Annotated in this window: 23 protein-coding genes, 1 pseudogene and 1 riboswitch; of the genes and pseudogenes, 22 read left to right on the forward strand and 2 right to left on the reverse strand. The window is 43.4% G+C overall.

Annotated elements, in window-relative coordinates; all coding sequences use genetic code 11:
• The first annotated feature begins 19 nt into the window (after positions 1-19).
• The 4 genes from BN3261_RS05830 (at position 20) to BN3261_RS05845 (ending at position 5,208) form a co-directional block, all read left to right on the forward strand.
• Positions 20-1,672 carry a DAK2 domain-containing protein gene (locus BN3261_RS05830; protein ID WP_110925762.1) on the forward strand — a complete coding sequence of 551 codons (1,653 nt, stop codon included), beginning with the start codon at positions 20-22 and terminating at the stop codon, positions 1,670-1,672.
• Positions 1,673-1,684: 12 nt separating this feature from the next.
• The gene (recG, locus tag BN3261_RS05835; protein ID WP_015524901.1) at positions 1,685-3,745 is read left to right on the forward strand and encodes an ATP-dependent DNA helicase RecG; all 2,061 of its coding nucleotides are present in this window, start codon (positions 1,685-1,687) and stop codon (positions 3,743-3,745) included.
• A 78-nt stretch (positions 3,746-3,823) separates the two neighbouring features.
• On the forward strand, positions 3,824-4,423 hold the full coding sequence (locus BN3261_RS05840) for a DUF6465 family protein (RefSeq protein ID WP_235812346.1): 600 nt from the start codon (positions 3,824-3,826) through the stop codon (positions 4,421-4,423).
• Positions 4,424-4,584: 161 nt separating this feature from the next.
• Positions 4,585-5,208, forward strand: coding sequence for a GDSL-type esterase/lipase family protein (locus BN3261_RS05845; RefSeq protein ID WP_059085705.1), 624 nt, complete (start codon positions 4,585-4,587; stop codon positions 5,206-5,208).
• A 145-nt stretch (positions 5,209-5,353) separates the two neighbouring features.
• Here the strand turns inward: BN3261_RS05845 and BN3261_RS05850 are convergent, their stop codons facing one another.
• A complete protein-coding gene (locus tag BN3261_RS05850) occupies positions 5,354-5,584 on the reverse strand; it encodes an alpha/beta-type small acid-soluble spore protein (protein WP_022426343.1) in 231 nt (76 codons plus the stop codon).
• 476 nt (positions 5,585-6,060) lie between these two features.
• On the opposite strand from BN3261_RS05850, the pseudogene BN3261_RS05855 reads away from it, so the two are divergent.
• From BN3261_RS05855 to BN3261_RS05875, 5 genes and pseudogenes are all read left to right on the forward strand, one after another.
• Positions 6,061-6,690, forward strand: a pseudogene (locus BN3261_RS05855) (DNA/RNA non-specific endonuclease); the annotation flags it as partial.
• Between the two features lie 172 nt (positions 6,691-6,862).
• Entirely contained in the window at positions 6,863-7,258 is a 396-nt protein-coding gene (locus tag BN3261_RS05860) for a methylglyoxal synthase (RefSeq protein ID WP_015524908.1), read from the forward strand.
• Positions 7,255-7,803, forward strand: coding sequence for a 16S rRNA (guanine(966)-N(2))-methyltransferase RsmD (rsmD, locus tag BN3261_RS05865; RefSeq protein WP_015524909.1), 549 nt, complete (start codon positions 7,255-7,257; stop codon positions 7,801-7,803). Before BN3261_RS05860 ends, rsmD begins: the two co-directional genes overlap by 4 nt.
• Positions 7,804-7,818: 15 nt before the next feature.
• Positions 7,819-8,313, forward strand: coding sequence for a pantetheine-phosphate adenylyltransferase (gene coaD / locus BN3261_RS05870; protein WP_015524910.1), 495 nt, complete (start codon positions 7,819-7,821; stop codon positions 8,311-8,313).
• Positions 8,314-8,325: 12 nt separating this feature from the next.
• Positions 8,326-8,964, forward strand: coding sequence for a F0F1 ATP synthase subunit B family protein (locus BN3261_RS05875; protein ID WP_015524911.1), 639 nt, complete (start codon positions 8,326-8,328; stop codon positions 8,962-8,964).
• Here BN3261_RS05875 and BN3261_RS05880 read toward each other — a convergent pair.
• Entirely contained in the window at positions 8,941-9,876 is a 936-nt protein-coding gene (locus BN3261_RS05880) for a hypothetical protein (RefSeq protein WP_059085706.1), read from the reverse strand. The genes BN3261_RS05875 and BN3261_RS05880 overlap by 24 nt on opposite strands.
• Positions 9,877-9,958: 82 nt before the next feature.
• Here BN3261_RS05880 and BN3261_RS05885 point away from each other — a divergent pair, with 82 nt between their 5' ends.
• From BN3261_RS05885 to BN3261_RS05945, 13 genes are all read left to right on the forward strand, one after another.
• A complete protein-coding gene (locus BN3261_RS05885; protein WP_022426340.1) occupies positions 9,959-11,404 on the forward strand; it encodes an aminoacyl-histidine dipeptidase in 1,446 nt (481 codons plus the stop codon).
• Positions 11,405-11,680: 276 nt separating this feature from the next.
• Entirely contained in the window at positions 11,681-12,493 is an 813-nt protein-coding gene (locus tag BN3261_RS05890) for a GTP pyrophosphokinase (RefSeq protein ID WP_015524915.1), read from the forward strand.
• A 46-nt stretch (positions 12,494-12,539) separates the two neighbouring features.
• Positions 12,540-14,414, forward strand: a complete 1,875-nt coding sequence (locus BN3261_RS05895) for a YgiQ family radical SAM protein (RefSeq protein ID WP_059085707.1) — start codon at positions 12,540-12,542, stop codon at positions 14,412-14,414.
• On the forward strand, positions 14,377-14,997 hold the full coding sequence (locus BN3261_RS05900; protein ID WP_021651487.1) for a hypothetical protein: 621 nt from the start codon (positions 14,377-14,379) through the stop codon (positions 14,995-14,997). Before BN3261_RS05895 ends, BN3261_RS05900 begins: the two co-directional genes overlap by 38 nt.
• A gap of 12 nt (positions 14,998-15,009) precedes the next feature.
• Positions 15,010-15,978, forward strand: coding sequence for an RluA family pseudouridine synthase (locus BN3261_RS05905; RefSeq protein ID WP_021651486.1), 969 nt, complete (start codon positions 15,010-15,012; stop codon positions 15,976-15,978).
• Positions 15,962-16,519, forward strand: a complete 558-nt coding sequence (lepB, locus tag BN3261_RS05910; protein ID WP_022426337.1) for a signal peptidase I — start codon at positions 15,962-15,964, stop codon at positions 16,517-16,519. The genes BN3261_RS05905 and lepB overlap by 17 nt, the downstream gene beginning before the upstream one ends.
• Before the next feature lie 12 nt (positions 16,520-16,531).
• Positions 16,532-17,065 carry a Holliday junction resolvase RecU gene (locus BN3261_RS05915; RefSeq protein ID WP_059085708.1) on the forward strand — a complete coding sequence of 178 codons (534 nt, stop codon included), beginning with the start codon at positions 16,532-16,534 and terminating at the stop codon, positions 17,063-17,065.
• A gap of 110 nt (positions 17,066-17,175) precedes the next feature.
• Positions 17,176-18,297, forward strand: a complete 1,122-nt coding sequence (hisZ, locus tag BN3261_RS05920) for an ATP phosphoribosyltransferase regulatory subunit (RefSeq protein WP_059085709.1) — start codon at positions 17,176-17,178, stop codon at positions 18,295-18,297.
• A complete protein-coding gene (gene hisG / locus BN3261_RS05925) occupies positions 18,297-18,935 on the forward strand; it encodes an ATP phosphoribosyltransferase (RefSeq protein ID WP_059085710.1) in 639 nt (212 codons plus the stop codon). The genes hisZ and hisG overlap by 1 nt, the downstream gene beginning before the upstream one ends.
• A gap of 50 nt (positions 18,936-18,985) precedes the next feature.
• Positions 18,986-20,296 (forward strand): histidinol dehydrogenase, encoded by a 1,311-nt coding sequence (gene hisD, locus BN3261_RS05930; protein WP_015524922.1) that lies wholly within the window; start codon positions 18,986-18,988, stop codon positions 20,294-20,296.
• The gene (hisB, locus tag BN3261_RS05935; RefSeq protein ID WP_059085711.1) at positions 20,296-20,883 is read left to right on the forward strand and encodes an imidazoleglycerol-phosphate dehydratase HisB; all 588 of its coding nucleotides are present in this window, start codon (positions 20,296-20,298) and stop codon (positions 20,881-20,883) included. The genes hisD and hisB overlap by 1 nt, the downstream gene beginning before the upstream one ends.
• Positions 20,884-20,901: 18 nt before the next feature.
• Complete coding sequence (gene hisIE / locus BN3261_RS17175; RefSeq protein ID WP_015524924.1) at positions 20,902-22,182, forward strand: bifunctional phosphoribosyl-AMP cyclohydrolase/phosphoribosyl-ATP diphosphatase HisIE; 1,281 nt, start codon at positions 20,902-20,904, stop codon at positions 22,180-22,182.
• A gap of 171 nt (positions 22,183-22,353) precedes the next feature.
• Positions 22,354-23,313: a M14 family metallopeptidase gene (locus BN3261_RS05945; protein ID WP_059085712.1), complete on the forward strand. Its 960-nt coding sequence runs from the start codon at positions 22,354-22,356 to the stop codon at positions 23,311-23,313.
• A gap of 285 nt (positions 23,314-23,598) precedes the next feature.
• Positions 23,599-23,787: riboswitch (cobalamin riboswitch) on the forward strand.
• Positions 23,788-23,847 lie beyond the last annotated feature (60 nt).

Genomic DNA, 23,847 nt, shown 5'->3' on the forward strand with positions numbered 1-23,847 from the left:
TTTAGAGGAGGAACTTGTGGTGAATAACAAAACCATAGATGCTAAAATACTTTCCAGAATGTTTCTGTCCGGAGCAAAGAATCTGGAAGCGAAGAAAGAGTGGATCAATGAACTGAATGTGTTTCCTGTACCTGATGGAGATACGGGAACCAATATGACGCTTACCATCATGTCTGCTGCTTCTGAAGTAGGTGCTCTTACAGATCCGGATATGGAATCCCTGGCAAAGGCAATTTCTTCCGGTTCCCTCCGTGGAGCCAGAGGTAATTCTGGTGTTATCCTGTCACAGCTTCTGCGTGGATTTACCAGAGGTGTGCGTAAACTTACAGATCTGGATGCACCTGCCATTGCCGCAGCTATGGAGCGAGGCGTTGAAACTGCATACAAAGCAGTTATGAAACCAAAAGAGGGAACCATTCTTACTGTAGCCAGAGCTGCAGCAGACAGAGCAGCAGAGCTTGCTGATGCTGCAGAAGATCTGGATGCTTTTTTCGACGGGATCTTTCAGCATGCAGAGGAAACTCTTGCCAGAACACCAGAGATACTTCCAGTCCTGAAAGAAGCAGGTGTTGTGGATTCTGGCGGACAGGGACTTCTGGAAGTTTTCCGTGGTGCCATCGACGGATATCATGGAAAAGAAGTGGATTATTCCCAGTTTGAAGCAGCAGCTCCTAAGATCACAAAGATTTCTCCTCAGGCAGAGGCAGATATCAAATTTGGATATTGTACAGAGTTTATTATCCTTCTTGAAAAACCGCTTCCACAGGATGAGATCGACCGTTTCCGTGAATTTCTGGATTCCATCGGTGATTCCATTGTTTTGGTAGCTGATGATGAGATTGTCAAGGTACACGTGCACACCAATCATCCGGGACAGGCTTTTGAACGCGCACTCACGTATGGTCAGCTTTCCCGTATGAAGATTGACAATATGAGAGAAGAACATCAGGAAAAACTGATCAAAGATGCGGAAAAACTTGCAAAAGAACAGGCAGAAAACAAAGAACCTCCAAAGGATCATGGATTTATTTCCGTATCCGTAGGTGAGGGACTTTCTCAGATCTTCCGTGAGCTTGGCGTAGATTATCTGATCGAAGGCGGCCAGACTATGAATCCGAGTACCGAAGACATGCTCAATGCTATTGAGAAAGTAAATGCAAAAACAATTTATATTTTCCCGAATAACAAGAATATTATCCTTGCAGCTAACCAGGCAAGAGATCTGACTGAGGACAAGGAGATCATTGTAGTACCAACCAAGACAATCCCACAGGGAATTTCCGCAATGATCAGCTTTGTTCCGGAGAAGGGCGGCGAGGAGAACCTTGCTTCCATGACCGATGCGATTTCCAGAGTGAAGACCGGACAGATTACTTATGCAGTCCGTGATACACGTATTGATGACAAGGAAATCCATGAGGGAGATATCATGGGAATCGGTGATGCAGGTATCCTTGCAGTAGGCAGAGATCGACTTCAGGTAGCGGAGGAGATGGTAGCAGAGATGGTTGACGAGGAATCTGAGATCATCAGTGTTTACTATGGTGAAGATGTATCTGAGGAAGATGCAGAGGCACTTTCTGATTCTCTTACCGAGAAATATCCGGAGTGCGAGGTTGAGCTGAACCAGGGTGGACAGCCAATTTACTACTATCTGATTTCTGTAGAATAAAGAGCACAAAAAATGAATGATAAGACACCTTTACGTGAATTAAAAGGCGTGGGTGAGAAAACAGAGAAGCTTTTCCAGAAGATCGGGATCACGACTGCGGAAGAGCTTCTCCGTTATTATCCGCGGACTTACGATATATATGAGGAGCCTGTGGAGATTGCATCAGCAGAGGAGGACAAAACAGTCTCTATCCGTGCCACTATAGCAACAGGTATTTATATTAACCAGATACGCAATCTCCAGGTTCTGACAACAACTGTGGCAGATGCAAGCGGCCGATTGCCGGTTGCCTGGTTCAATGCGCCTTATTTGAGGGGAACACTCAAAAAGGGCAGTGTGTTTATCCTCAGAGGAAAGATCATCAGAAAAAAAGGCCGTCCGCAGATGGAACATCCGGAGATTTTTACCCCGGCAGCTTATGAGGAGATCATTCACAGTATGCAGCCTGTATATGGTCTGACGAAAGGACTTTCCAACAAGATGATCACGAAGTTGGTCCATCAGATTTTGGATACAAGGCCTCTCCATGGGGAATATCTGCCGGAGGAGATACGGGAACGCTATCAGCTCGCAGATGCCAATTATGCGATCCGGACTATCCATTTTCCGAAAAATATGCAGGAGCTTCTCACAGCCAGGAAACGTCTGGTATTCGATGAATTTCTGCTTTTTGTGCTGGCAATACAGCTCTTGAAGGAGAAAACAGAAGAGGCTCCAAACACTTTTCCAATGAAACCAGTATGGACAACCGAGGAAATCATAGAAGGGCTTCCCTATGACCTGACCGGAGCCCAGAAGAATGTCTGGCATGAGATCGAACGGGATCTGAGCGGTCATAAGCTGATGTCCAGGCTTGTACAGGGGGATGTTGGTAGCGGCAAGACCGTGATCGCATTTTTAGCTATGGTACTTTCAGCAGAGAATGGATTTCAGAGTGCATTGATGGTACCGACAGAGGTTCTGGCAAATCAGCATTACGAAGGCTTTCTGAGGCTGATGGAAGAACAGAATATCGCTTCCTGCCATCCGGTGCTTCTGACAGGATCTACCACAGCCAGACAGAAGCGTGAGATCTATCAGAAGATTGCAGACGGTGAAGTGAATGTGATCATCGGAACTCATGCCCTGATCCAGGAAAAGGTGGAATATAAGAATCTGGGGCTTGTGATCACAGATGAGCAGCACAGATTCGGCGTTCGCCAGAGGGAAGCGCTGACGACCAGAGGAAATCCGCCTCATGTACTTGTTATGAGCGCAACCCCCATTCCCCGGACACTGGCGATCATTTTATACGGAGATCTGGATATTTCGATCATTGACGAGCTTCCTGCAAAAAGACTTCCGATCAAGAACTGCGTAGTAGGAACTTCCTACCGTCCCAAGGCGTATTCTTTTATTGAAAAGCAGGTGCAGATGGGAAGGCAGGCTTATGTGATCTGTCCTATGGTGGAAGAGAGCGAAGGCCTGGAGGCAGAGAATGTTACAGATTATGCCAGAAAGCTTCAGGAGATCCTTCCGGGGGAGATCAAAGTAGAAATCCTTCACGGAAAGATGAAGCCAAAAGAGAAAAACAGGATCATGGAGGCGTTTGCTTCCGGCGAGATCCAGGTACTGGTATCTACCACAGTTGTGGAGGTTGGAGTGAATGTGCCAAATGCTACCGTTATGATGGTGGAAAATGCAGAACGTTTCGGGCTTGCCCAGCTTCATCAGCTTCGGGGCCGTGTAGGGCGTGGAGAGCATCAGTCTTACTGCATTTTTATCCAGGGAAATAATGAAGAAAATACTTCTAAACGTCTGAAGATCCTCAATGAATCCAATGATGGATTTTATATAGCCGGAGAAGATCTGAAGCTTCGGGGCCCAGGAGATCTTTTCGGTATCCGCCAGAGCGGACTGATGGAATTTAAGATCGGTGATATCTACAATGATGCGGGAATCCTGAAGAATGCAAGTGAAGCAGCTGGTGAGATCCTGGCACTGGATTTTGATCTTATCCTGCCTCAGCATAAGGCTTTAAAGGAGCATCTCAAGGGGTATATGAGTGAAGAACTGGAAAATCTGGGGATCTAACCTTGCGTTCTTTCACAAAAAGTGATATCCTAAAATTCGAGAAAAGATTAACAAATCCCTTGTAAGGAGGCTATAAACATGGCTAGAACAAAGAAAGCTGCAACCAAGACAACTGTAAAAACGGCTTCAGTAAGCGAGACTCCTGCAAAATCTGTAGTAACCGCATCCGAAGAGAAAGCCGTTAAGGCTGAGACACCAAAGACAGACGATGCAAAAGCTTCTGTAGAGACAAAAGCAGCTGAGAAGACAGCAGAGGTAAAACCTGCTGCTGCGAAACCAATAGAAGAAAAAACAGCAGAAGTAAAATCTGATGAAGAGAAAACAACAGCTGTAAAATCAGAAGAGCCGGCTAAGAAAACAGCCGCCAAGAAGACAACAACACGAAAAACTGCTGCAGCTAAGAAAACAACAACCAGGACGACAGCTAAGACAACAGCAGCTAAAACAACAAGAAAGACAGCAGCTAAAAAAGCTGAACCAGTGACAGAAGTATATGTTCAGTACTGGGGCAAAGAGATACATACTTCAGAGGTTGCTGACAGGATCAAAAAGATCTGGACAGAAGACATGGGCAAAAAAGCCTCTGAACTGAAAGACCTCAAAATCTACATTAAACCGGAAGATAATGGTGCACATTATGTGATCAACGGAGATGTTACAGGATTTATCGGACTGTAAAAAGAATCTCTGATAAAAAGTATATAAAAGAGTATGTAAGATGGCCTGCTATAGAGTCAAACTATAGCAGGCTATTTTTTTTGTGTATTTGACCAAATGAGAATAGCATGATATGATTCACCTAACAAATAAACATACTAATTAGATAGGGATATGGTGAAATGAAACAGGTATTATGCTTTGGAGATTCCAATACATGGGGATATGACGGAGAGAGCAGAGAGAGACTACCGTGGGGAGTACGCTGGACAAGCCTTCTCCAGGAAAAACTGAATAAAGAAGAATATCGCGTGATCGAGGAAGGACTGTGCGGAAGAACAACGGTTTTCGAAGATCCGCTCCGCGACGGAAGAAAAGGAACTGCACTTCTTCCCACACTTCTGGAAACACATGCCCAGGCGGATGTGATCACTCTAATGCTGGGAACCAATGACTGCAAAACTGTTTTTGGAGCATCCGCAGATGTAATTGGAAAGGGAATCACAAGACTGCTGGATCAGATCCAGGAATACGCACCAAGAGCGAAAGTCCTTCTCATGTCTCCCATCTATCTGGGAGAAAAAGTATGGCAGGAAGGATATGACCAGGAGTTTTCCAGAGAGTCTGTGATCGTTTCCAGAAATCTGCAGCCTGTTTATGAAAAAATCGCAGCTGAACGTCATATCAGTTTCCTTCCGGCAGCATCCTATGTACATTGCTGTGACGCAGATCAGGAACATCTGAATGCAGCAGGACATAAGAAATTTGCAGAGGTTGTATATCGAAAAGTACAGGAATTGCTGTAAATGAATATAGGATTTTAAGACTTTTGGATCTTATATAAAATAAAAAGATGTTGTCTGGCAGTTTTTCAGTTCTGTCAGACAGCATCTTTTTTGCATGAGCTTAGATCAACTCAGCATAGCAATGAAACTACCTGCGCGTACAGATTTAGTACTGCTGGCCGCCCTGGGAACTGCCGGACATCTGACGCTCCTGCGCCTCGATCATCTTTTTGACCATATATCCGCCTACGGATCCGTTCTGTTTGGAAGTCAGGTTTCCGTTGTATCCGTCTGTAAGCGGAACACCCAGCTCGTTTGCTACCTCATATTTGAAACGGTCAAGTGCGCCCTTTGCTTCCGGTACAACTGCTTTGTTAGAAGAAGTGTTACTTGGCATAATTCATTTCCTCCTTGGTTGTTATTTGGTTTGATGTTACATTGCTAGTATGTGAAAACGTTGAAATAATACACTGGCAGTTAAAGGAAATTTAACATATAAAAATATTTCCGTTCATAAATTATACCGCGGCAAAAAACCGAATGTATGGTTGCTTTTTGACGGGAGTTGCGGTTATAATAATCTCTGCATCACATATAATATCTGTCAGACAAAAAAAGTAAGGGGGTCCCGTGAAAAAGAAGCGTTATCCTACATACAAGCGAAAATATAAACGAAAAAAACAGCCCAGGCGAAAAATACTCACAGCCATTATCCTGTGTGTCATCCTTGCAGTATGTAATGGCTGGATGCCGCCGCGGAGCCTGAAAGAGGTAAAAGATCAAAGCCGGATCTTCGGGCAGGTATTTCTTACATATATAGAAGAAAATGCGCAGATCCTCTGGGAAGATGTTTCGGAATCCGCTTCCGATGCAGTGGCAGGATTGCTGAAACAATCCCAGACGAAGACAGGAGGGCAGACAGAATCTGTTTCTCTGGATCAGATTCCAGAATACAGCGGCAGTCCATATGTGGAGATCAATGGAAATGTACCATCTTTTTCTGATGAAAAAAGCGCAGGACCTGCATACGAATTTTACAGTGAACTGGATTCTCTGGGGCGCTGCGGTTATGCAGAATCCAAGATCACACCGGAGCTGATGCCTGATGAAGAGCGAGGAGCGATCGGAATGGTAAAGCCTACAGGATGGCATACTGTAAAATATGAAAATGTAGATGGCAGGTATCTGTATAATCGCTGCCATCTTATCGGATATCAGCTGACTGGAGAGAATGCAAACAGGAAAAATCTTATCACAGGAACCAGATATCTCAATGTGACGGGAATGCTTCCTTTTGAAAATGAGGTTGCAGATTACGTGCACAGTACAGGAAATCCCTGCATGTATCGTGTAACTCCGTTTTTTAAGGGAGATGAACTGGTAGCCCGGGGTGTGGAAATGGAAGCCGAATCCGTTAAAGACCAGAAGATATCTTTCCATGTTTTTGTTTATAACATACAGCCGGGAATTGAAATTGATTATACTACAGGAAACAGCTGGGAAGAATAGAGTATATGGAGTAACGCCGGGGAAAATATTAATTTTTCATGAATTTACATGAATTAAATTGCACTTTTTTGGGCGTTATGCTAGAATCAGTTACAGAGTTATATGATTTTACCTATATAAAGGGGAAAAAGGGATGTAACCCAAGGGCAGAATGGAGAGGTGAATTATGAATTTAGGAATTATTGCGCATAACAGTAAGAAAGTTCTGATTGAAGACTTCTGTATTGCATACAAGAATATCCTTGCCAAACATGAAGTATATGCAACCGGAACAACAGGAAGAAGAATTGAGGAAGCAACCAGTCTTCACGTTCACAAGTTTCTTGCCGGAAGTATAGGCGGAGACAAGCAGTTTATGGAGATGGTAGAGCGTCAGGATCTGGATATGGTGATCCTGTTTTATAACCCTGTCATGATGGACCCGGTAGAGCCGGATATCATGAGCATTGTTAAACGCTGCGACCAGTACAACATTCCGGTTGCTACAAATATTGCCACTGCGGAACTTCTGATCCTTGGACTGGCCCGCGGTGATCTGGATTGGAGATTAAATCTGAAATGAGAGTCATAGCAGGAAAAGCACGTAGATTAAACTTAAAAACCATTCCCGGAAATGAGACACGACCAACAACAGACCGTATTAAGGAAACTCTTTTTAACATTCTCCAGCCTGAAATACCGGGTTGTCGGTTTCTGGATCTGTTTTCCGGAAGCGGAGCGATCGGTATTGAAGCTCTGAGCCGTGGAGCCGAGTATGCCGTGTTTGTGGAAAAAAATCCCAAAGCATGTACTTGCATCCGCGAAAATCTTTCATTTACAAAACTCACGGATGGTGGTAAACTGCTGAACATGGATGTGCTTCAGGCACTGCGTTCACTGGAAGGCGGAGAACCATTTGACTGTATTTTTATGGATGCACCATACGAACAGCATCTGGAACAACCAGTCCTTGAGTATCTGGCTGACAGCACTCTTGCAGATGAAAACACGCTGATCGTTGTGGAGGAAGATCTACATACGGATTTTTCTTATGTAGAGGACCTTGGATATCATCTGGTACGTTCCAAGGAATATAAAACCAACAAGCATGTTTTCCTAAAAAAATGAAAGAGAGACAGACATATGATAACAGCAGTATACCCGGGAAGCTTTGACCCGGCAACCTATGGCCATCTTGACATCATTAAGCGGGCAAGCATTTCATTTGACCGGGTTATAGTGGGAGTTTTGCATAATTCTGCAAAAAGTCCGTTGTTTTCTGTAGAAGAACGTGTTAAGATACTAACAAAGGCGACAAAAGATATCCCGAATGTGGAGGTGAAAGCATTCGAGGGCCTGTCAGTGAACTTTGCCAGGGAAAACCATGCCCAGGTGATCGTTCGAGGGCTTCGTGCTGTCACGGATTTTGAATATGAACTGCAGATGGCCCAGACTAATCGTGTTCTGGCACCGGATGTGGACACCGTTTTTCTTACAACCAGTCTGGAATATGCATACTTAAGCTCCACGATCATGAAAGAAGTTGCTAATTTCGGAGGAGATCTGAGCAAATTCGCTCCACGTGAGATTACGGATGCAGTCGAAGAGAAATTGAAAAAAAGAGAAACAGAGAAATAAGGAGAGTGTATTATGAGCAGCAGAATTGAACAGATTATTCAGGAGATTGAAGAGTATGTGGACAGCTGTAAATTCCAGCCTCTTTCCACTACCAAGATCGTAGTGAACAAAGAAGAGATTGAGGAGTATTTACGTGAACTTCGTCTGAAAACTCCGGATGAGATCAAACGTTATCAGAAGATCATCAGCAATAAGGATGCGATCCTTGAGGATGCTCAGGCTAAAGCTGACAGTCTGATCGCAGATGCTCAGGCCAAAGCTCAGGAACTTGTTACACAGCATGAGATCATGCAGAAAGCATATGCACAGGCAAATGAGACCATAAATGCTGCAAACAAACAGGCTCAGGAGATTCTTGATTCTGCAACACAGGATGCAAACAGCATTCGTCTCAGTGCGATCACATACACAGATGATATGATGGCTAATATCGGTTCTGTCCTGAATCAGACACTTGAAGATGCCGGTGGTAAATACAAAGCATTTATTGATGCTCTGCAGAGCTGCCTTGAGGTTGTTAATCATAATCGTCAGGAGCTTGCACCACAGACTGCTCAGGCAGCGGCAATCTCCAATACCTTCCAGGATGATGACAGTTCTTCTATAACAAAAGAAGACGAAGATCTGTTAGACGATATCGGAGAAAACTAGGATCAGGAATATCGCACTGGCGTTCAGACATTTTGAAATAGCGTAGGGGATCAGTGACAAACTGTTTTCCAATACGCTTTTTGTCTGAGCCATGACGCAAAAGCCACCAAAAGAAGTCAGGAGCATAGAAGCAAGGTATCTGCTTTTCCATGGTAGTGGTGCGCCGGCAATCTGTTTCAGCCCGGTAGTTAGTTCCAGTGGTGCTGTGAACAGCATACAGCTTTGTGCATGAAATGGCCAGTAAAAGCTGATACTGGCGAGTATCAGTGAGAAGAGGAGAATATAGCCCCCGAGACGTGTGATGGTTTCAAATCCGTCCATGATCGAGACATCCAGGATGACTCCTATGGAGTCCTGTTGGTATGTCTCTTTTTTTATCTTGTTTACGCAGACAGAGTCCACGGTATGCCCGCGATATACAACGAAACGAAAAAACAGCATACAAAAGAGATCTGCCGCCAGAAAAGTGAGGATCATCTGTACTGCTGATATCTTATTTTTCAAGAGTATCCCGGAAAGATAGGAAATGATAAATGCGGGACTTGCATTGCAGCTAAACGTAAGAAGATATTCCCCTTCTCTGCGGGAAATCTGCTGGTCTATGTACAGATCATGTGCCAGTTTGGCTCCCATAGGATATCCGCATAACAGACCCAGGATCAGAACATAGGCTCCAGCAGGTGAAAGCCCGAAAAACGTTTTCCAGAAGAAAGCAGATGGTTTCAGAAGCTTCCGGATATTTCCAGTTTTTAATAATGCTCCTGTCAGGATCAGAAATGGCAGCAGAGTGGGAATCATGATATTCAACCACAATCCAAGTCCATTTTTTACTCCGGTAAGAGCTTCTTTTGGGTGAAAAAGCAGAAAAAGCAACAGGCAGATATAGAAAAATATGATTATTTTTCGTTTCATAAAAACAGGTCCTTGCTTTTTTTACAGTATATGATTATTATAAAAGACAAATGAATTTATGAAGCAGAAGGAGGCAGAATTTATGCCAGTATTAGAAAATTGTGAACCAAAGAGAGTTTTTCATTATTTTGAAGAAATCTGCAAGATTCCTCATGGTTCCAGAAATACAAAACAGATCAGTGATTTCCTTGTGGAATTCGCGAAGGATCATGGATTCAGATATGTACAGGATGAGCTGAATAATGTAGTGATCTACAAGCCAGGCACACCAGGATATGAGAATTCTCCCACAGTGATCATCCAGGGCCACATGGACATGGTATGTGAAAAACGACCGGATGTAGATCATGATTTTACAAAAGATGGTTTGAACATCTCTGTAAAAGATGGTTATATCACAGCCAACGGAACAACTCTTGGCGGTGATGATGGTATTGCAGTTGCTTATGGCCTTGCCCTTCTTGACAGTACAGATATTCCACACCCTCCTCTTGAAGTACTGCTCACGGTTGATGAGGAGATTGGTCTTCTTGGTGCAGTCGGTCTGGACTGCAGCGTGCTGAAGGGAAGAAGATTTATCAATCTGGATTCTGAAGCGGAGGGAAGTCTCTGGATCAGCTGTGCCGGCGGTCTTTCCGGTATCAGCCATATCCCTGTCCAGCGCGTAGAAGGAGAAGGAGAAAAGGTACAGGTCAAAGTCTGTGGACTTATGGGCGGACATTCCGGTGCCGAGATTGACAAGAACAGAGCGAATGCCAATAAACTTATGGGACGGTTTCTTTACGGACTTAAGAAAAAAGCGGAATATGCCCTTATTTCTCTTACAGGCGGACAGAAAGACAATGCCATTACAAGAGAGTGCACCGCAGAATTTCTTACGGATTCCGTTGCTGAGGTAAAAGCTTACGCAAAAGAGCTCCAGGAGCAGCTCCGTGAAGAATATACTGGTTCTGACGAAAACATTACTTTTGAAATAACAGAAAAGGGTACTGCAACAGCAGAGGTTCTTCATCCTACAAGTCAGGAAAAGATCGTATTTTATCTGCAGAATGTACCATTCGGAATCCAGAAAATGAGCGGAACCATCAAAGGCCTGGTGGAAACCTCCAGCAATATCGGTATCCTCCGTCTGGATAGGGACGAGCTTTTTGCAAGTTCCAGTGTAAGAAGCTCTGTAGACGCTGCATGCAGTGCATTATCTGATAAAATTGAATATCTCACAGAATTTCTTGGTGGTGACTATGAAGTACAGGGTGCATACCCGGCATGGGAGTACAGAAAGGAATCTCCATTACGAGATAAAATGGTTGCAGTTTTTGAGGAAATGTACGGACATAAGCCTGAAGTCGTAGCGATCCACGCAGGCCTTGAATGCGGGCTTTTCTATAAAAAAATGGAAGGACTGGACTGTGTATCCCTTGGACCGGATATGAAGGATATCCATACATCCGAGGAGGTTCTCAGCATTGCTTCCACAGAAAGAGTATGGAACTATCTTGTACAGGTTCTCAAAAATCTGAAAGACTGATCCCGTTCGGAGTATGTTCGAACTTTTACCCTGGAGAGACGTAAGGTTTCTCCAGGGTATTTTTATGCCCTGATAAAAAATATTCATAAAATACAGAATTATACATATATATAGATTTGTGGATGCATCACACAAAAGGAAAATAATTCTATATTTTTATAATAAAAAATTGATAAACAATCCCTTTTTTTCAAAACATATGTTATAATAAAAAATGTATGCCGCTGTCACCAAAACCAAAAAGAGACTGGCGGCAGATGATAAGGAGCGAGCAACATGGAAATACAGTTATGGCGAAGTATTTTGTGCCCTTACGAGCTGGCTGTCAAAGAACTGACAGTCAAGTTTAAACATATGATAGAAGAGTATCACGAAAATGATCGTTATTCTCCCATTGAACAAGTCAGTGGAAGAGTAAAAAGTGTTTCCAGTATCCTGGAGAAAATGCAGCGTAAAGATATCCCGATCGAACAGCTGGAAACAGAAATGGAAGATCTGGCAGGAGTACGGATCATATGTCAGTTTGAAGAAGATATCGATACCGTTGCTGCGATCATCCGAAAAAGAACAGATATGGAAGTCAAAAGTGAAAAGAACTATCTGACGCATATCAAGCAGAGCGGTTACCGGAGTTATCACATGATCCTTTATTATACAGTGGAGACTATTCATGGGCCGAAACGGCTTCAGGTAGAAATACAGATCCGTACCATGGCAATGAATTTCTGGGCAACGATCGAACATTCCCTTCAGTATAAATACAAAGGTGATATGCCTCCTCATGTAGCAGAACGTCTTAGTAAAGCATCCGATGCGATCATTTCGCTGGATCATGAAATGTCTTCTGTGCGCAATGAGATCATGGATGCCCAGAATTCATCTCAGATGCAGTCCAATCTTGTAAAGGATATTTTGAATAATATTGAAAATCTCTACCGTGTTTCCAGTGAACGGGAAGTCAGCAAAATACAGGATGAGTTCCTGCGGGTATTCAAAACCAAGGATCTGCGTCAGCTGGAACGCTTCCACAGGCAGCTGGATATCATTGCAGAGGGTTATCGTGCCCAGGCAGTCCATCACAGCATATGAACACAGGGCAGACAGTACTAATACACATACATACGAGGAATTATAAATGCAGGATTTTTTACCAGTTACAAGAGAAGATATGAAGTCAAGAGGCTGGGATGAGTTGGATTTTGTCTACGTGACAGGAGATGCCTATGTGGATCATCCGTCTTTTGGATCTGCGATCATTGGACGTCTTCTGGAAAGCAGAGGATATCGTGTAGGCATGATCCCTCAGCCTGACTGGCGAAAGAAGGAGAGCATCCAGGTGTTCGGGGAACCGCGCCTGGGTTTTCTCGTTACAGCAGGAAACATGGATTCCATGGTGAATCATTATACGGTTTCCAAAAAGCACCGAAGCACAGATGCCTATTCTCCGGGAGGAAAAATGGGATTAAGACCGGACAGGGCTTCTGTTGTATACAGCAATCTGATCCGGCAGACCTATAAACATACGCCTATCATTCTTGGCGGAATCGAAGCCAGCCTTCGAAGAATGGCACATTACGATTATTGGGAAAATAAGGTCAAGCACAGTATTCTGATCGATTCCGGTGCGGATCTGATCTCTTATGGAATGGGGGAACATTCCATCCTGGAGATCGCAGAAGCCCTGCAAAGCGGGATTCCGGTCCAGGAGATCACATATGTGGCAGGGACGGTTTTTAAAAGCCACGATATCAGCAGGGTTTACGATCCGGTGGTCCTTCCGTCATTTGAACAGGTACAGACCGATAAAAAAGCTTATGCGGACAGCTTTGCCATTCAGTACCGAAACACAGATCCATTTACAGCAAAGCCTCTGGCAGAATCTTATGGGAACCGTGGATATGTGATACAGAATCCACCATCTCAGCCTCTGACGCAGATGGAAATGGACGATGTTTACGATCTGCCTTATACAGGACGATATCATCCCATGTACCAGAAAGAAGGCGGGATTCCGGCACTGAAAGAGATCAAATTCAGTCTGACCAGCAACAGAGGATGCTTTGGAAGCTGTAATTTCTGTGCGCTGACCTTTCATCAGGGCCGCATCCTTCAGACAAGAAGTCACGATTCCATTCTGAAAGAAGCTGAAAAGATGACGGAGGATCCGGATTTTAAAGGCTATATCCATGATGTAGGAGGCCCTACGGCTGATTTTCGTTATCCTTCCTGCAAAAAGCAGCTGACAAAAGGAGTCTGCAAGGAGCGGCAGTGCCTGTTTCCTTCTCCGTGTAAGAATCTGACGGTAGACCACAAGGATTATCTTCAGCTTCTCAGAAAGGTCAGGAATATCCCCAAAGTTAAAAAAGTTTTTGTCCGTTCCGGCATTCGGTTTGATTATCTGATGGCAGACCCGGATAAAACTTTTCTTAATGAGCTTGTGAAATATCACGTCAGCGGCCAGCTGCGAGTAGCACCGGAGCATGTTTCTGATGAAGTCCTGAAGTTTATGGGCAAACCCAGGCACGAGGTTTATGAGGGCTTTCTGAAGGAATATGAAAAAGCAAATGCGCGGACTGGTAAGCAGCAATATGCCGTTCCGTATTTCATGTCGTCCCATCCCGGGTGTACAATGAAGGAAGCCGTGAAGCTTGCGGAATACGTCCGTGATCTTGGATTTACGCCGGAGCAGGTTCAGGATTTTTATCCAACGCCATCAACACTTTCTACCTGTATGTATTACACAGGAATCCATCCGCTGACAGGCGAAAAGGTATATGTGCCGAAAAATCCACACGAAAAAGCAATACAGCGAGCACTGATGCAGTATAAAAATCCGGAAAATCGCGAACTGGTCCTGGAAGGACTTAAGATGACCGGACGTATGGATCTGGTCGGCTTTGGACCGAAATGTCTGATCCGTCCCAGAGAGCTTCATAAAAAAGCTAAAAAAACACAGACAAGGAGTTCGGCACATGAAAGATACCAGAAAAAGAAAAACAAAAAAAGGTGATTTCGGTTATTTTAACAGCGAAAAAAAACGAAGACTCCTGATCACCGCAGGATTATTTTCGCTTCCACTGCTCATTTTCTTTGTGGCGTGGGCCGTCAACGGAACAAGAATGACAGTCTGGACGGTTCTGACCGTAGTAGGCTGTCTGCCAGGATGTAAATCCATGGTAAGCCTGATCATGATCCTGTTACGTCATCCTATGGATGAAAAGCTCTATAAAGAGATCCGCAAGCATGCCGGTGACCTGGTCATGTCCTATGAAATGTACATGACTTTTTATGAGAAAAGCGGTTATCTGGACGCTGTTGCCGTGTGCGGAAATACAGTAGTGGGTTATACCAGTGATCCAAAAGCAGATATCGCCTACCTTGCAGAGCAGTCACAGAAAATCATCCGTAAAAACGGATATAAAGTAGATGTAAAGATCCTGAGGGACCTGAAACCCTATCTGGAACGTCTGGATTCCATGAATGAGCACAAAGAATCTTTAAGAAATGGGATTAAATTCACGCCGGATGAGCGATACCCGGATCTTTCCAGGGAAGAACTGATCAAACATACGATCCTGGCAATCTGTCTGTAGGAGCATTATATAATGAAAGAATTTATCATTAACGAAAACGAGGCCGGACAGCGTTTTGACAAATATTTGGCCAAGCTTCTCCGTGAAGCTCCAAAGAGCTTTTTCTACAAAATGATGAGGAAAAAAAATATCACGCTCAATGGAAAAAAAGCCACCGGGAATGAAAAGCTGTTTTCAGGAGATCATGTAAAACTGTTTTTAAGTGATGAAACATTTGAAAAATTCAGCGGAAATGATTCTGCTCCACGGGCACATTATGCTCTGGATATCATTTACGAGGATGAAAATATCCTGTTGATCAACAAACCGGCAGGAATGCTTTCTCAGCCTGCTGATGACGGAACCCCTTCACTGGTAGAATATCTGACTGGCTATCTTCTGAAAAATGGCTCTCTTACAGAGAATGATCTGAGAACCTTTCGTCCTTCCGTATGCAACCGCCTTGACCGCAATACCAGCGGGCTGATAGCGGCAGGCAAAAGCCTTTCCGGTCTGCAGGAACTTTCAGGGATGTTCAAGTCCAGGGAACTTCATAAATATTACCTCTGTCTTGTGGAGGGAGTTTTAAAAGAAGAAAGATATATCAAAGGTTATCTGGCAAAAGATAAAAAAAGCAATAAAGTAACCATCTATAAACAAGAGAAAGAAAATGCCCTTCCAGTGGAAACAAAGTATTATCCGTTGGGCACCAATGGAACCCGTACCCTTCTTAAGGTTGAACTGATCACAGGACGTGCACATCAAATCCGAGCTCACCTTGCTTCGGAGGGACATTCGATTGTTGGTGATCCCAAATATGGAAAAGCCGATAAAAAACTGAAAGGACAGCTGCTTCATTCTTTTCGAATGGAGTTTCCATCTATGAAAGGAAGCCTGTCATATTTATCCGGGAAGGTCTTTACGGCACCGCTTCCGGAAATCTTTCTCAGAACACTAAAAGAGGAAAAGTTGGAGGAGAGTTATTATGAAAATCTGGAATGAAATATGGGATTACGTCAAGATGATCATCATCGTGGTAGTTGTAGTCCTGGTTATCAACAATGTAGTACTGATCAATGCAAAGATCCCGTCAGAATCTATGGAAAATACCATTATGACCGGAGATCGTATCTTTGGCTATCGTCTGGCCTATGGTCTGAATATGGATGTATTTGGTCACGAGATCTCAAAAAAATGGAAAGATCCGGAACGCTTTGACATTGTGATCTTCAAATATCCGGATGATGAGTCCCAGCTGTTCATCAAACGTATCATCGGTCTTCCTGGAGATAAAGTAGAGATCAAAGATGGTAAAGTTTATATCAATGATTCAGAGACACCTCTGGATGATTCCTTTGTGTCGGAAACTCCTCTTGGAAGCTTCGGACCATACGAAGTACCGGAAAACTGTTACTTTATGATGGGAGACAACCGTAACAATTCCAAGGATTCCCGATACTGGCAGAATACATATGTACAGTTTGATCAGATCGTCGGAAAAGCGGAGATCCGTTATTTCCCATCCATCAAACTTCTAAATTAAAGGGCAGATTTTATGGCAACATGGAACAGCAGAGGACTTCGTGGTTCTACTCTGGAGGAACTTATCAATCGTACCAATGAGCAGTACAGGGAAAAGGGACTGGCCCTCATCCAGAAAATTCCGACGCCGATCACTCCGGTTAAAATGGATAAAACCTCCAGGCATATCACGCTGGCATATTTTGAACAGAAAAGTACCGTAGATTATATCGGAGCAGTACAGGGAATCCCTGTCTGCTTCGATGCAAAAGAATGCTGTGTAAAAACTTTTCCCCTTGCGAACATTCATCCTCATCAGGTAGCATTTATGGATGAGTTTGAAAAGCAGAAGGGGATTGCTTTTTTTCTGATCTATTTCAGCGCAGATAATATTTTTTATTATCTTACCCTTCGTAAGCTGAAGGAATTCTGGAAAAGGATGGAAGATGGCGGGCGAAAAAGTTTTCGTCGGGAAGAGCTGGACGAGGAATTTTATCTTTCCGGAAAAAATGGATTTCTGGTTCCTTATCTGGAAGGGATCCAGAAAGATCTGCAATTACGGGATTGACTTTTGGAAAGGTTTCCTATATAATCAAATTTAAGTTTTTCTGTGGTAGCATGGTAGCGAATTAAAGTGAAACACAGAAAATCTCAAAACGTGTTACGGAGGAAATGAACATGCAGCGTATTTTTCATACACCTGAAGGTGTGCGGGACATTTATGGAGAGGAATGCAGCCGCAAAAAACGGCTCCAGAGGGAGCTCCACCAGGTGTTTTCAAGATATGGATATGAAGATATAGAAACACCGGGATTTGAGTATTTTGAAGTGTTCAGCAATGAAGTAGGAACGATCCCATCCAAGGATTTATATAAATTTTTTGACAGAGAGGGAAACACACTTGTTCTCAGACCTGACTTTACACCGTCTGTTTCCAGAGCATGTGCAACTTATTTTGATCCGGAAAAAGGACCTGTAAGACTTTGTTATACCGGAAATACATTTATCAACAATTCCAGTTACAGAGGTCAGATGAAGGAAAATACTCAGATGGGTGTTGAGCATATGGGAGATGATTCTGCAGCAGCAGATGCTGAGATCCTTTCTATGACTGTGGAGTGTCTGAAGGCAGCAGGACTTACCGAATTCCAGGTTAGCGTAGGCCAGGTAGATTATTATAAATCCCTGCTTGCAGAGGCAGATCTGGAGCCGGAGATAGAAGAGCATCTTCGTGAGCTGATCTCTCAGAAGAATTATTTTGGTGTGGAAGAGCTTCTTAAGGGACAGAATTTAGGCGATAACCTTTCCAAGGCTTTTGCTGAACTGCCTCAGATGTTCGGTTCAGCAGAAGTGCTGGAAAAAGCCAAAAAACTCACCTCCAATCCGGAAGCACTTTCTGCAGTAAAACGACTGGAAGAAATTTATGAGATCCTGAAAGTATACGGCTGTGAGAAATACATTGCTTTTGATTTTGGAATGCTCAGTAAGTTCCGTTATTATACAGGGATCATTTTCCAGGCTTATACATATGGAACCGGTGAACCCCTGATCAAGGGCGGACGCTACAACGAATTGATGAAGCATTTCGGAAAACCGGCTTCTTCCATTGGATTTGCCATTGTGGTCGATAACCTGATGCTTGCGCTTTCCAGACAGAAGCTGACCGTTCCGGCTGGCGATAAAACCATTGTGATCACTTATGATCCGGGAAATCTGAAAAAAGCGATCCAGGAAGCAATGGAGCTTCGAAATAAAGGTAAAAAAGTGGCATTGTGCCCGGCAAAGGAGGAGCAGGACTGATGAGATATCTTACATTTGCCCTCACAAAAGGGCGTCTGGCCAACAAAACACTGGATATGTTTGAGAAGATCGGTATTACATGTGAGGAGATGCGTGACAAAGATTCCCGAAAGCTGATCTTTACCAATGAGGAACTGAAGCTGAAGTTTTTCCTTGCAAAAGGTCCGGATGTGCCGACTTATGTAGAGTATGGTGCAGCAGATATCGGTATCGTAGGTAAGGATACCATTCTGGAAGAAGGAAGAAAGCTATATGAGGTTATGGATCTTGGATTTGGAGCATGCCGCATGTGCGTATGCGGCCCTGAAAGCGCGAGAGAAGTCCTGAATAACAATCAGCTGATCCGTGTAGCTACAAAATATCCAAATATTGCAAAGGATTACTTCTATAACAAAAAGCATCAGACTGTGGAGATCATTAAGCTGAACGGTTCCATCGAGCTTGCACCGATCGTAGGACTTTCCGAGGTTATCGTGGATATCGTGGAAACCGGAAGCACCCTTCGCGAGAATGGCCTGAAGGTGCTGGAAGAAGTCTGCCCGCTGTCTGCACGTATGGTAGTCAATCAGGTCAGCATGAAAATGGAAGATGAACGGATCCGCAAACTGATCACAGAACTTCGAGGTGTGATCAAATAAACTGAATAACAGATGAACCTCCAAAATACAGAAAGAAGGCAGAATTTATTATGCGTAAGGTAAAACTCACCAAAGAATCTACAAAAGATATTCTGGAAACTCTCTTAAAAAGAAGCCCTAATAATTATGGAAAATACGAGGATGCAGTAGCAAATATCCTTGCCAAAGTAAAAGCAGAGGGAGATACCGCGTTATTTGCATTTACCAGAGAATTTGATAAAGTCGAAGTGACAAAGGATACGATCCGTGTAACCCCTGAGGAGATCGAGGAAGCATACAAGCTGGTAGATCCTTCCCTGATCGATGTGATCAAAAAAGCATTGGTGAATATCCGCAGCTATCACGAAAAGCAGCTTCAGAACAGCTGGTTCACAAGCACAACAGACGGAACCATGCTTGGTCAGAAGGTAACCGCTCTGAACTGTGTAGGTGTTTACGTTCCCGGTGGAAAGGCTGTATATCCGTCTTCCGTGCTTATGAATATCGTTCCTGCAAAAGTTGCCGGTGTTGACCGTATTGTAATGACAACACCTCCTGGAAAAGACGGAAAAGTAAATCCAAGCACACTTGTTGCTGCCAACGAAGCCGGAGCAGATGAAATCTATAAAGTGGGTGGTGCACAGGCCATCGGAGCACTTGCATATGGAACCGAGAGTATTCCAAAGGTTGACAAGATCGTAGGACCCGGAAATATTTTTGTTGCGCTTGCAAAAAAGGCAGTTTATGGATACGTAAGCATTGATTCTATTGCCGGTCCAAGCGAGATCCTCGTTCTTGCAGATGAGACTGCAAATCCTCGTTATATTGCAGCAGATCTTCTTTCTCAGGCAGAACATGATGAGATGGCATCTGCGATCCTGATCACAACAAATGAGGAATTTGCAGATCAGGTAGATAAAGAAGTCAGAGGTTTTGTTGAGGTACTTTCCAGAAAAGCCATTATTGAGAAATCCCTGGAGAACTTTGGTTATATCCTGATCGCAGAAGATATGGACGAGGCCATTGAGGCTGCCAATGAAATTGCTTCTGAACATATGGAGATCGTCACAAAGAATCCTTTTGAAGATATGATGAAGGTACGAAATGCAGGTGCGATCTTTATCGGAGAGCACAGCTCTGAACCCCTTGGAGATTATTTTGCAGGACCAAACCATGTACTTCCTACCAATGGAACTGCCAAATTTTTCTCCGCACTTTCTGTAGATGATTTTATCAAAAAATCCAGTATTGTATATTATTCCAGGGAAGCACTCCGAAAAATCCACAAGGACATTATCCAGTTTGCCACATCGGAACAGCTGACTGCACACGCAAATTCCATTGCAGTCCGTTTTGAGGAAGAGGACAAGGAGAACGAATAATGGCAAGAGAAGTACTGATCGAAAGAAACACAAAAGAAACGCAGATACGTCTGCAGCTGAACATTGATGGAACAGGAAGTTCCGATATTGATACAGGTATTGGCTTTTTTGACCATATGCTGGACGGTTTTACGCGCCATGGACTGTATGATCTTACACTGAGAGTCCACGGTGATCTAAATGTAGATGATCATCACACCATTGAAGATACAGGGATCGTCCTTGGAAACGCTATCCGTGAGGCAGTTGGCGACAAAAAAGGAATCAAACGTTACGGCAGCTGTATCCTTCCTATGGATGAAGTGCTTGTGCTCTGCGCAGTAGATCTTTCCGGAAGACCTTATCTTGGATGGGATGCAGCGTTTTCTACGGAAAAAATAGGAGATATGGCTACAGAGATGGTAAAGGAATTCTTTTATGCAGTATCCTATTCCGCAGCAATGAATCTTCACATCAAGGTTCTTTCCGGAGGAAACAGCCATCATGTGGCAGAGGCCATGTTTAAAAGCTTTGCGAAAGCCCTTGATGCAGCAACACAGTACGATTCCCGGATCACAGACGTGCTTTCTACCAAGGGAAGCCTCTGATACAGAAGGAGACCACTTATGAACAAACAGTTGATCCCATGCCTTTATCTTCATTCAGAAAAGGCGGTAACAGGATTTGGACAGAGAAATCTTTTCGGAGACGGAAATGTAGAAACACTTGCAAAATTTTACGGTGACAATGGGGCAGATGAGCTTCTGGTATTTGACTTTTCTTCCGCAGATGCAGAGCATGACCGTGCGATCGGAAAAATCCGTGATATCTGTCAGGTATCTGAGATCCCGGTGATCGCAGCGGGAAATATCAAACGTATGGAAGATGTAAAAAAGCTGATCTATGCGGGATGTGCCAAAGTTGTACTGAATTTTTCGAAAGAGAATAATATCAAGCTTCTGGAAGAAGTATCCCGGCGCTTTGGAAAAGAGCGTATGATGATCAGCATCTCTGATCTGAGAGAATTCACAGAAAATCAGGATCTGATCGAAACATATGCAGACACTGTTCTGGCTTTGGACACTGTCGAAAATGAAATTGCAGAGATTTCTCAGATTTCCATTGTTCTTCATACCGATGAAAACAGATCTGAGAACGTTCTGGAGCTTTTAGGAGAACCAGCTGTGTCCGGACTTTGCGGTGCTTATGTAAGCAGTCTTGAAAATGATCTGCATACATTTAAGGAAACTTGCGAAGAAGCCGGAATTCCGGTAAACACATATAAAAGTAATATTGCATGGTCGGACTTTAAATTAAACAGTGACGGAATGGTTCCGGTCATTGTCCAGGATTACCGGACGGATGAAGTACTGATGCTGGCCTATATGAATGAGCTTGCTTTTAACACAACATTGAAGCTTGGAAAAATGACATACTGGAGTCGTAGCCGGAATGAGCTCTGGACCAAAGGTCTGACATCCGGACACGTACAGTATGTAAAGTCTCTTACCATTGACTGTGATAATGATACGATCCTTGCCAAAGTGGAGCAGGTTGGCGCAGCCTGCCATACAGGAAACCGTACCTGTTTCTTCAAACCGCTGATGAAAAAAGAGTACGATGATACCAACCCACTTCACGTGTTCCAGAATGTGTATGATGTGATCACTGACCGAAAAGAACATCCAAAGGAAGGTTCCTATACCAATTATCTTTTTGATAAAGGAATCGACAAGATTTTGAAAAAAGTCGGTGAAGAATGCACAGAGATCGTCATTGCAGCCAAAAATCCGGATAAAGAAGAGATTAAATACGAAATTTCAGATTTTCTTTATCATATGATGGTACTCATGGTGGAAAAAGGAGTCAGCTGGGAAGAAATCACCAAAGAATTGGTAAAAAGATAAATTATATATCATTCAGGAAAAAAGTTTTTGTACGTCGGATCAGAATGAACGGTTACGAAAGCTTTTTTCTGTTTTCCCGGAATCTTAAAAGAATATGTACAATTTCGGTTAGGCATGATATACTTATCGTCAAAAGTGCGGAAATATAAAAAAGGAAAAGGGAAACAACCAATGATCAAAATTGATGACTGGGTGATTGAAAAAGGAGAGAAAGCACAGGGAAAAATTAAGATCACAGGATACGGCATAGCAATGCCGGCAACTGTGATATGCGGAGTGAAAGACGGACCGACGATACTGATCACAGCAGGAATACACAGTGCGGAGTATGTAGGAATCCAGGCGGCAATGGAACTTGCAAAAGAATTTCAACCGGAAGAACTGAAGGGAAATGTGATCATCGTTCCACTGGTCAATGTCAGCGGCTTTGAGCATCGCACCATGAGTCTGGTCTATGAGGATGGCAAGAACCTGAACCGCGTTTTTCCCGGAGATCCTGAGGGAACAGCTGCAGATCGTATTGCCTATACTATAGTGACGAAACTTTTTTCTATAGCAGATTATTATATCGACCTACATAGTGGAGATGGGTTCGAACAGCTTCATCCCTATGTTTATTATGTAGGGGTTGTAGATGAAAAGACAGCAGAGAAGTCATTACATATGGCACGGCATATCGGCGTAAAATATGTAGTCCGTTCCACAACTGCCACAGGTGGCGCCTACAATTATGCTTCTTCTCTTGGAATTCCAAGTATTCTTATCGAAAGAGGCGGACACAGCTACTGGACCTGGGAGGAAGTAGAACAGGATAAAAGAGACGTCCGTCACCTTGTTTTTCATCTCCAGGGAAAGGCGTGTCATGGTCTGAAGCATTACCGTCAGATGCTTCTTGAAAATGTAGTCTATGAATATGCGCCGTATACAGGATGCTGGTATCCATCCAAGAAGCCTGGAGAGTACTTCTTTAAGGGAGAAGAATTAGGTGAACTGAGAGATTACTATGGAAATTTACTTTACACATCTATTGCAACTGAAAACGGAGTCGTACTTTATCAAACAGCCAGTCTGAACATTATTGAAGACGGACCAATGATCGCATATGCAGCGATCACGGAGACTCTGACCTGATAGTAAACAACCTTTTCAGAACGCTTCTGTCTGAAATCATATTGAAACAGTAAGAAAACCGGGTTTTACCATTTGCTATTCTATTTGTAAAAACAGCGAGGTAAAATCCGTGTTTTTTTTAGCAGATCAGATAAATCCAATTGTCAAATCCCCCATGGGGGATATATACAATTCAAGCATCTTTAACAAAATTTATGAGTTTTCTAAAAATATAACATTTTTCCATAGACATAAACTATAGTTTTATCATATAATATTTTAGTAATTTGACAGCATTTGCTGATTTTCACATCAGCCGTTGTAAGTTCTGAGAGGATTAATAGGGAAACCGGTGTAAATCCGGTACGATCCCGTCACTGTAAGGGGAATCCTCAGACAAAGTACCACTGGTCGAGTGCGTGAGAAATAGACCGGGAAGGTGTCTGAGGGTAAGGATCCTAAGTCAGGAGACCTGCTTGCAATTGTTTTAAAATGATTCTTACGGAAGATAGGAAGCATATTTATTTTGTGTGCCCGTATTTCGTCACGGGCTTT

Source organism: Blautia massiliensis (ex Durand et al. 2017) (assembly GCF_001487165.1).
Classification (GTDB): Bacteria; Bacillota; Clostridia; order Lachnospirales; family Lachnospiraceae; genus Blautia_A; species Blautia_A fusiformis.

What these genes read in the sequence shown, in the direction of transcription:
- recG (WP_015524901.1), top strand. Translation starts at nt 1,685, where the DNA reads ATGAATGATAAGACACCTTTACGTGAATTAAAAGGCGTGGGTGAGAAA.
- BN3261_RS05840 (WP_235812346.1), top strand. Translation starts at nt 3,824, where the DNA reads ATGGCTAGAACAAAGAAAGCTGCAACCAAGACAACTGTAAAAACGGCT.
- BN3261_RS05845 (WP_059085705.1), top strand. Translation starts at nt 4,585, where the DNA reads ATGAAACAGGTATTATGCTTTGGAGATTCCAATACATGGGGATATGAC.
- BN3261_RS05850 (WP_022426343.1), bottom strand. Translation starts at nt 5,584, where the DNA reads ATGCCAAGTAACACTTCTTCTAACAAAGCAGTTGTACCGGAAGCAAAG.
- BN3261_RS05860 (WP_015524908.1), top strand. Translation starts at nt 6,863, where the DNA reads ATGAATTTAGGAATTATTGCGCATAACAGTAAGAAAGTTCTGATTGAA.
- rsmD (WP_015524909.1), top strand. Translation starts at nt 7,255, where the DNA reads ATGAGAGTCATAGCAGGAAAAGCACGTAGATTAAACTTAAAAACCATT.
- coaD (WP_015524910.1), top strand. Translation starts at nt 7,819, where the DNA reads ATGATAACAGCAGTATACCCGGGAAGCTTTGACCCGGCAACCTATGGC.
- BN3261_RS05875 (WP_015524911.1), top strand. Translation starts at nt 8,326, where the DNA reads ATGAGCAGCAGAATTGAACAGATTATTCAGGAGATTGAAGAGTATGTG.
- BN3261_RS05880 (WP_059085706.1), bottom strand. Translation starts at nt 9,876, where the DNA reads ATGAAACGAAAAATAATCATATTTTTCTATATCTGCCTGTTGCTTTTT.
- BN3261_RS05885 (WP_022426340.1), top strand. Translation starts at nt 9,959, where the DNA reads ATGCCAGTATTAGAAAATTGTGAACCAAAGAGAGTTTTTCATTATTTT.
- BN3261_RS05890 (WP_015524915.1), top strand. Translation starts at nt 11,681, where the DNA reads ATGGAAATACAGTTATGGCGAAGTATTTTGTGCCCTTACGAGCTGGCT.
- BN3261_RS05895 (WP_059085707.1), top strand. Translation starts at nt 12,540, where the DNA reads ATGCAGGATTTTTTACCAGTTACAAGAGAAGATATGAAGTCAAGAGGC.
- BN3261_RS05900 (WP_021651487.1), top strand. Translation starts at nt 14,377, where the DNA reads ATGAAAGATACCAGAAAAAGAAAAACAAAAAAAGGTGATTTCGGTTAT.
- BN3261_RS05905 (WP_021651486.1), top strand. Translation starts at nt 15,010, where the DNA reads ATGAAAGAATTTATCATTAACGAAAACGAGGCCGGACAGCGTTTTGAC.
- lepB (WP_022426337.1), top strand. Translation starts at nt 15,962, where the DNA reads ATGAAAATCTGGAATGAAATATGGGATTACGTCAAGATGATCATCATC.
- BN3261_RS05915 (WP_059085708.1), top strand. Translation starts at nt 16,532, where the DNA reads ATGGCAACATGGAACAGCAGAGGACTTCGTGGTTCTACTCTGGAGGAA.
- hisZ (WP_059085709.1), top strand. Translation starts at nt 17,176, where the DNA reads ATGCAGCGTATTTTTCATACACCTGAAGGTGTGCGGGACATTTATGGA.
- hisG (WP_059085710.1), top strand. Translation starts at nt 18,297, where the DNA reads ATGAGATATCTTACATTTGCCCTCACAAAAGGGCGTCTGGCCAACAAA.
- hisD (WP_015524922.1), top strand. Translation starts at nt 18,986, where the DNA reads ATGCGTAAGGTAAAACTCACCAAAGAATCTACAAAAGATATTCTGGAA.
- hisB (WP_059085711.1), top strand. Translation starts at nt 20,296, where the DNA reads ATGGCAAGAGAAGTACTGATCGAAAGAAACACAAAAGAAACGCAGATA.
- hisIE (WP_015524924.1), top strand. Translation starts at nt 20,902, where the DNA reads ATGAACAAACAGTTGATCCCATGCCTTTATCTTCATTCAGAAAAGGCG.
- BN3261_RS05945 (WP_059085712.1), top strand. Translation starts at nt 22,354, where the DNA reads ATGATCAAAATTGATGACTGGGTGATTGAAAAAGGAGAGAAAGCACAG.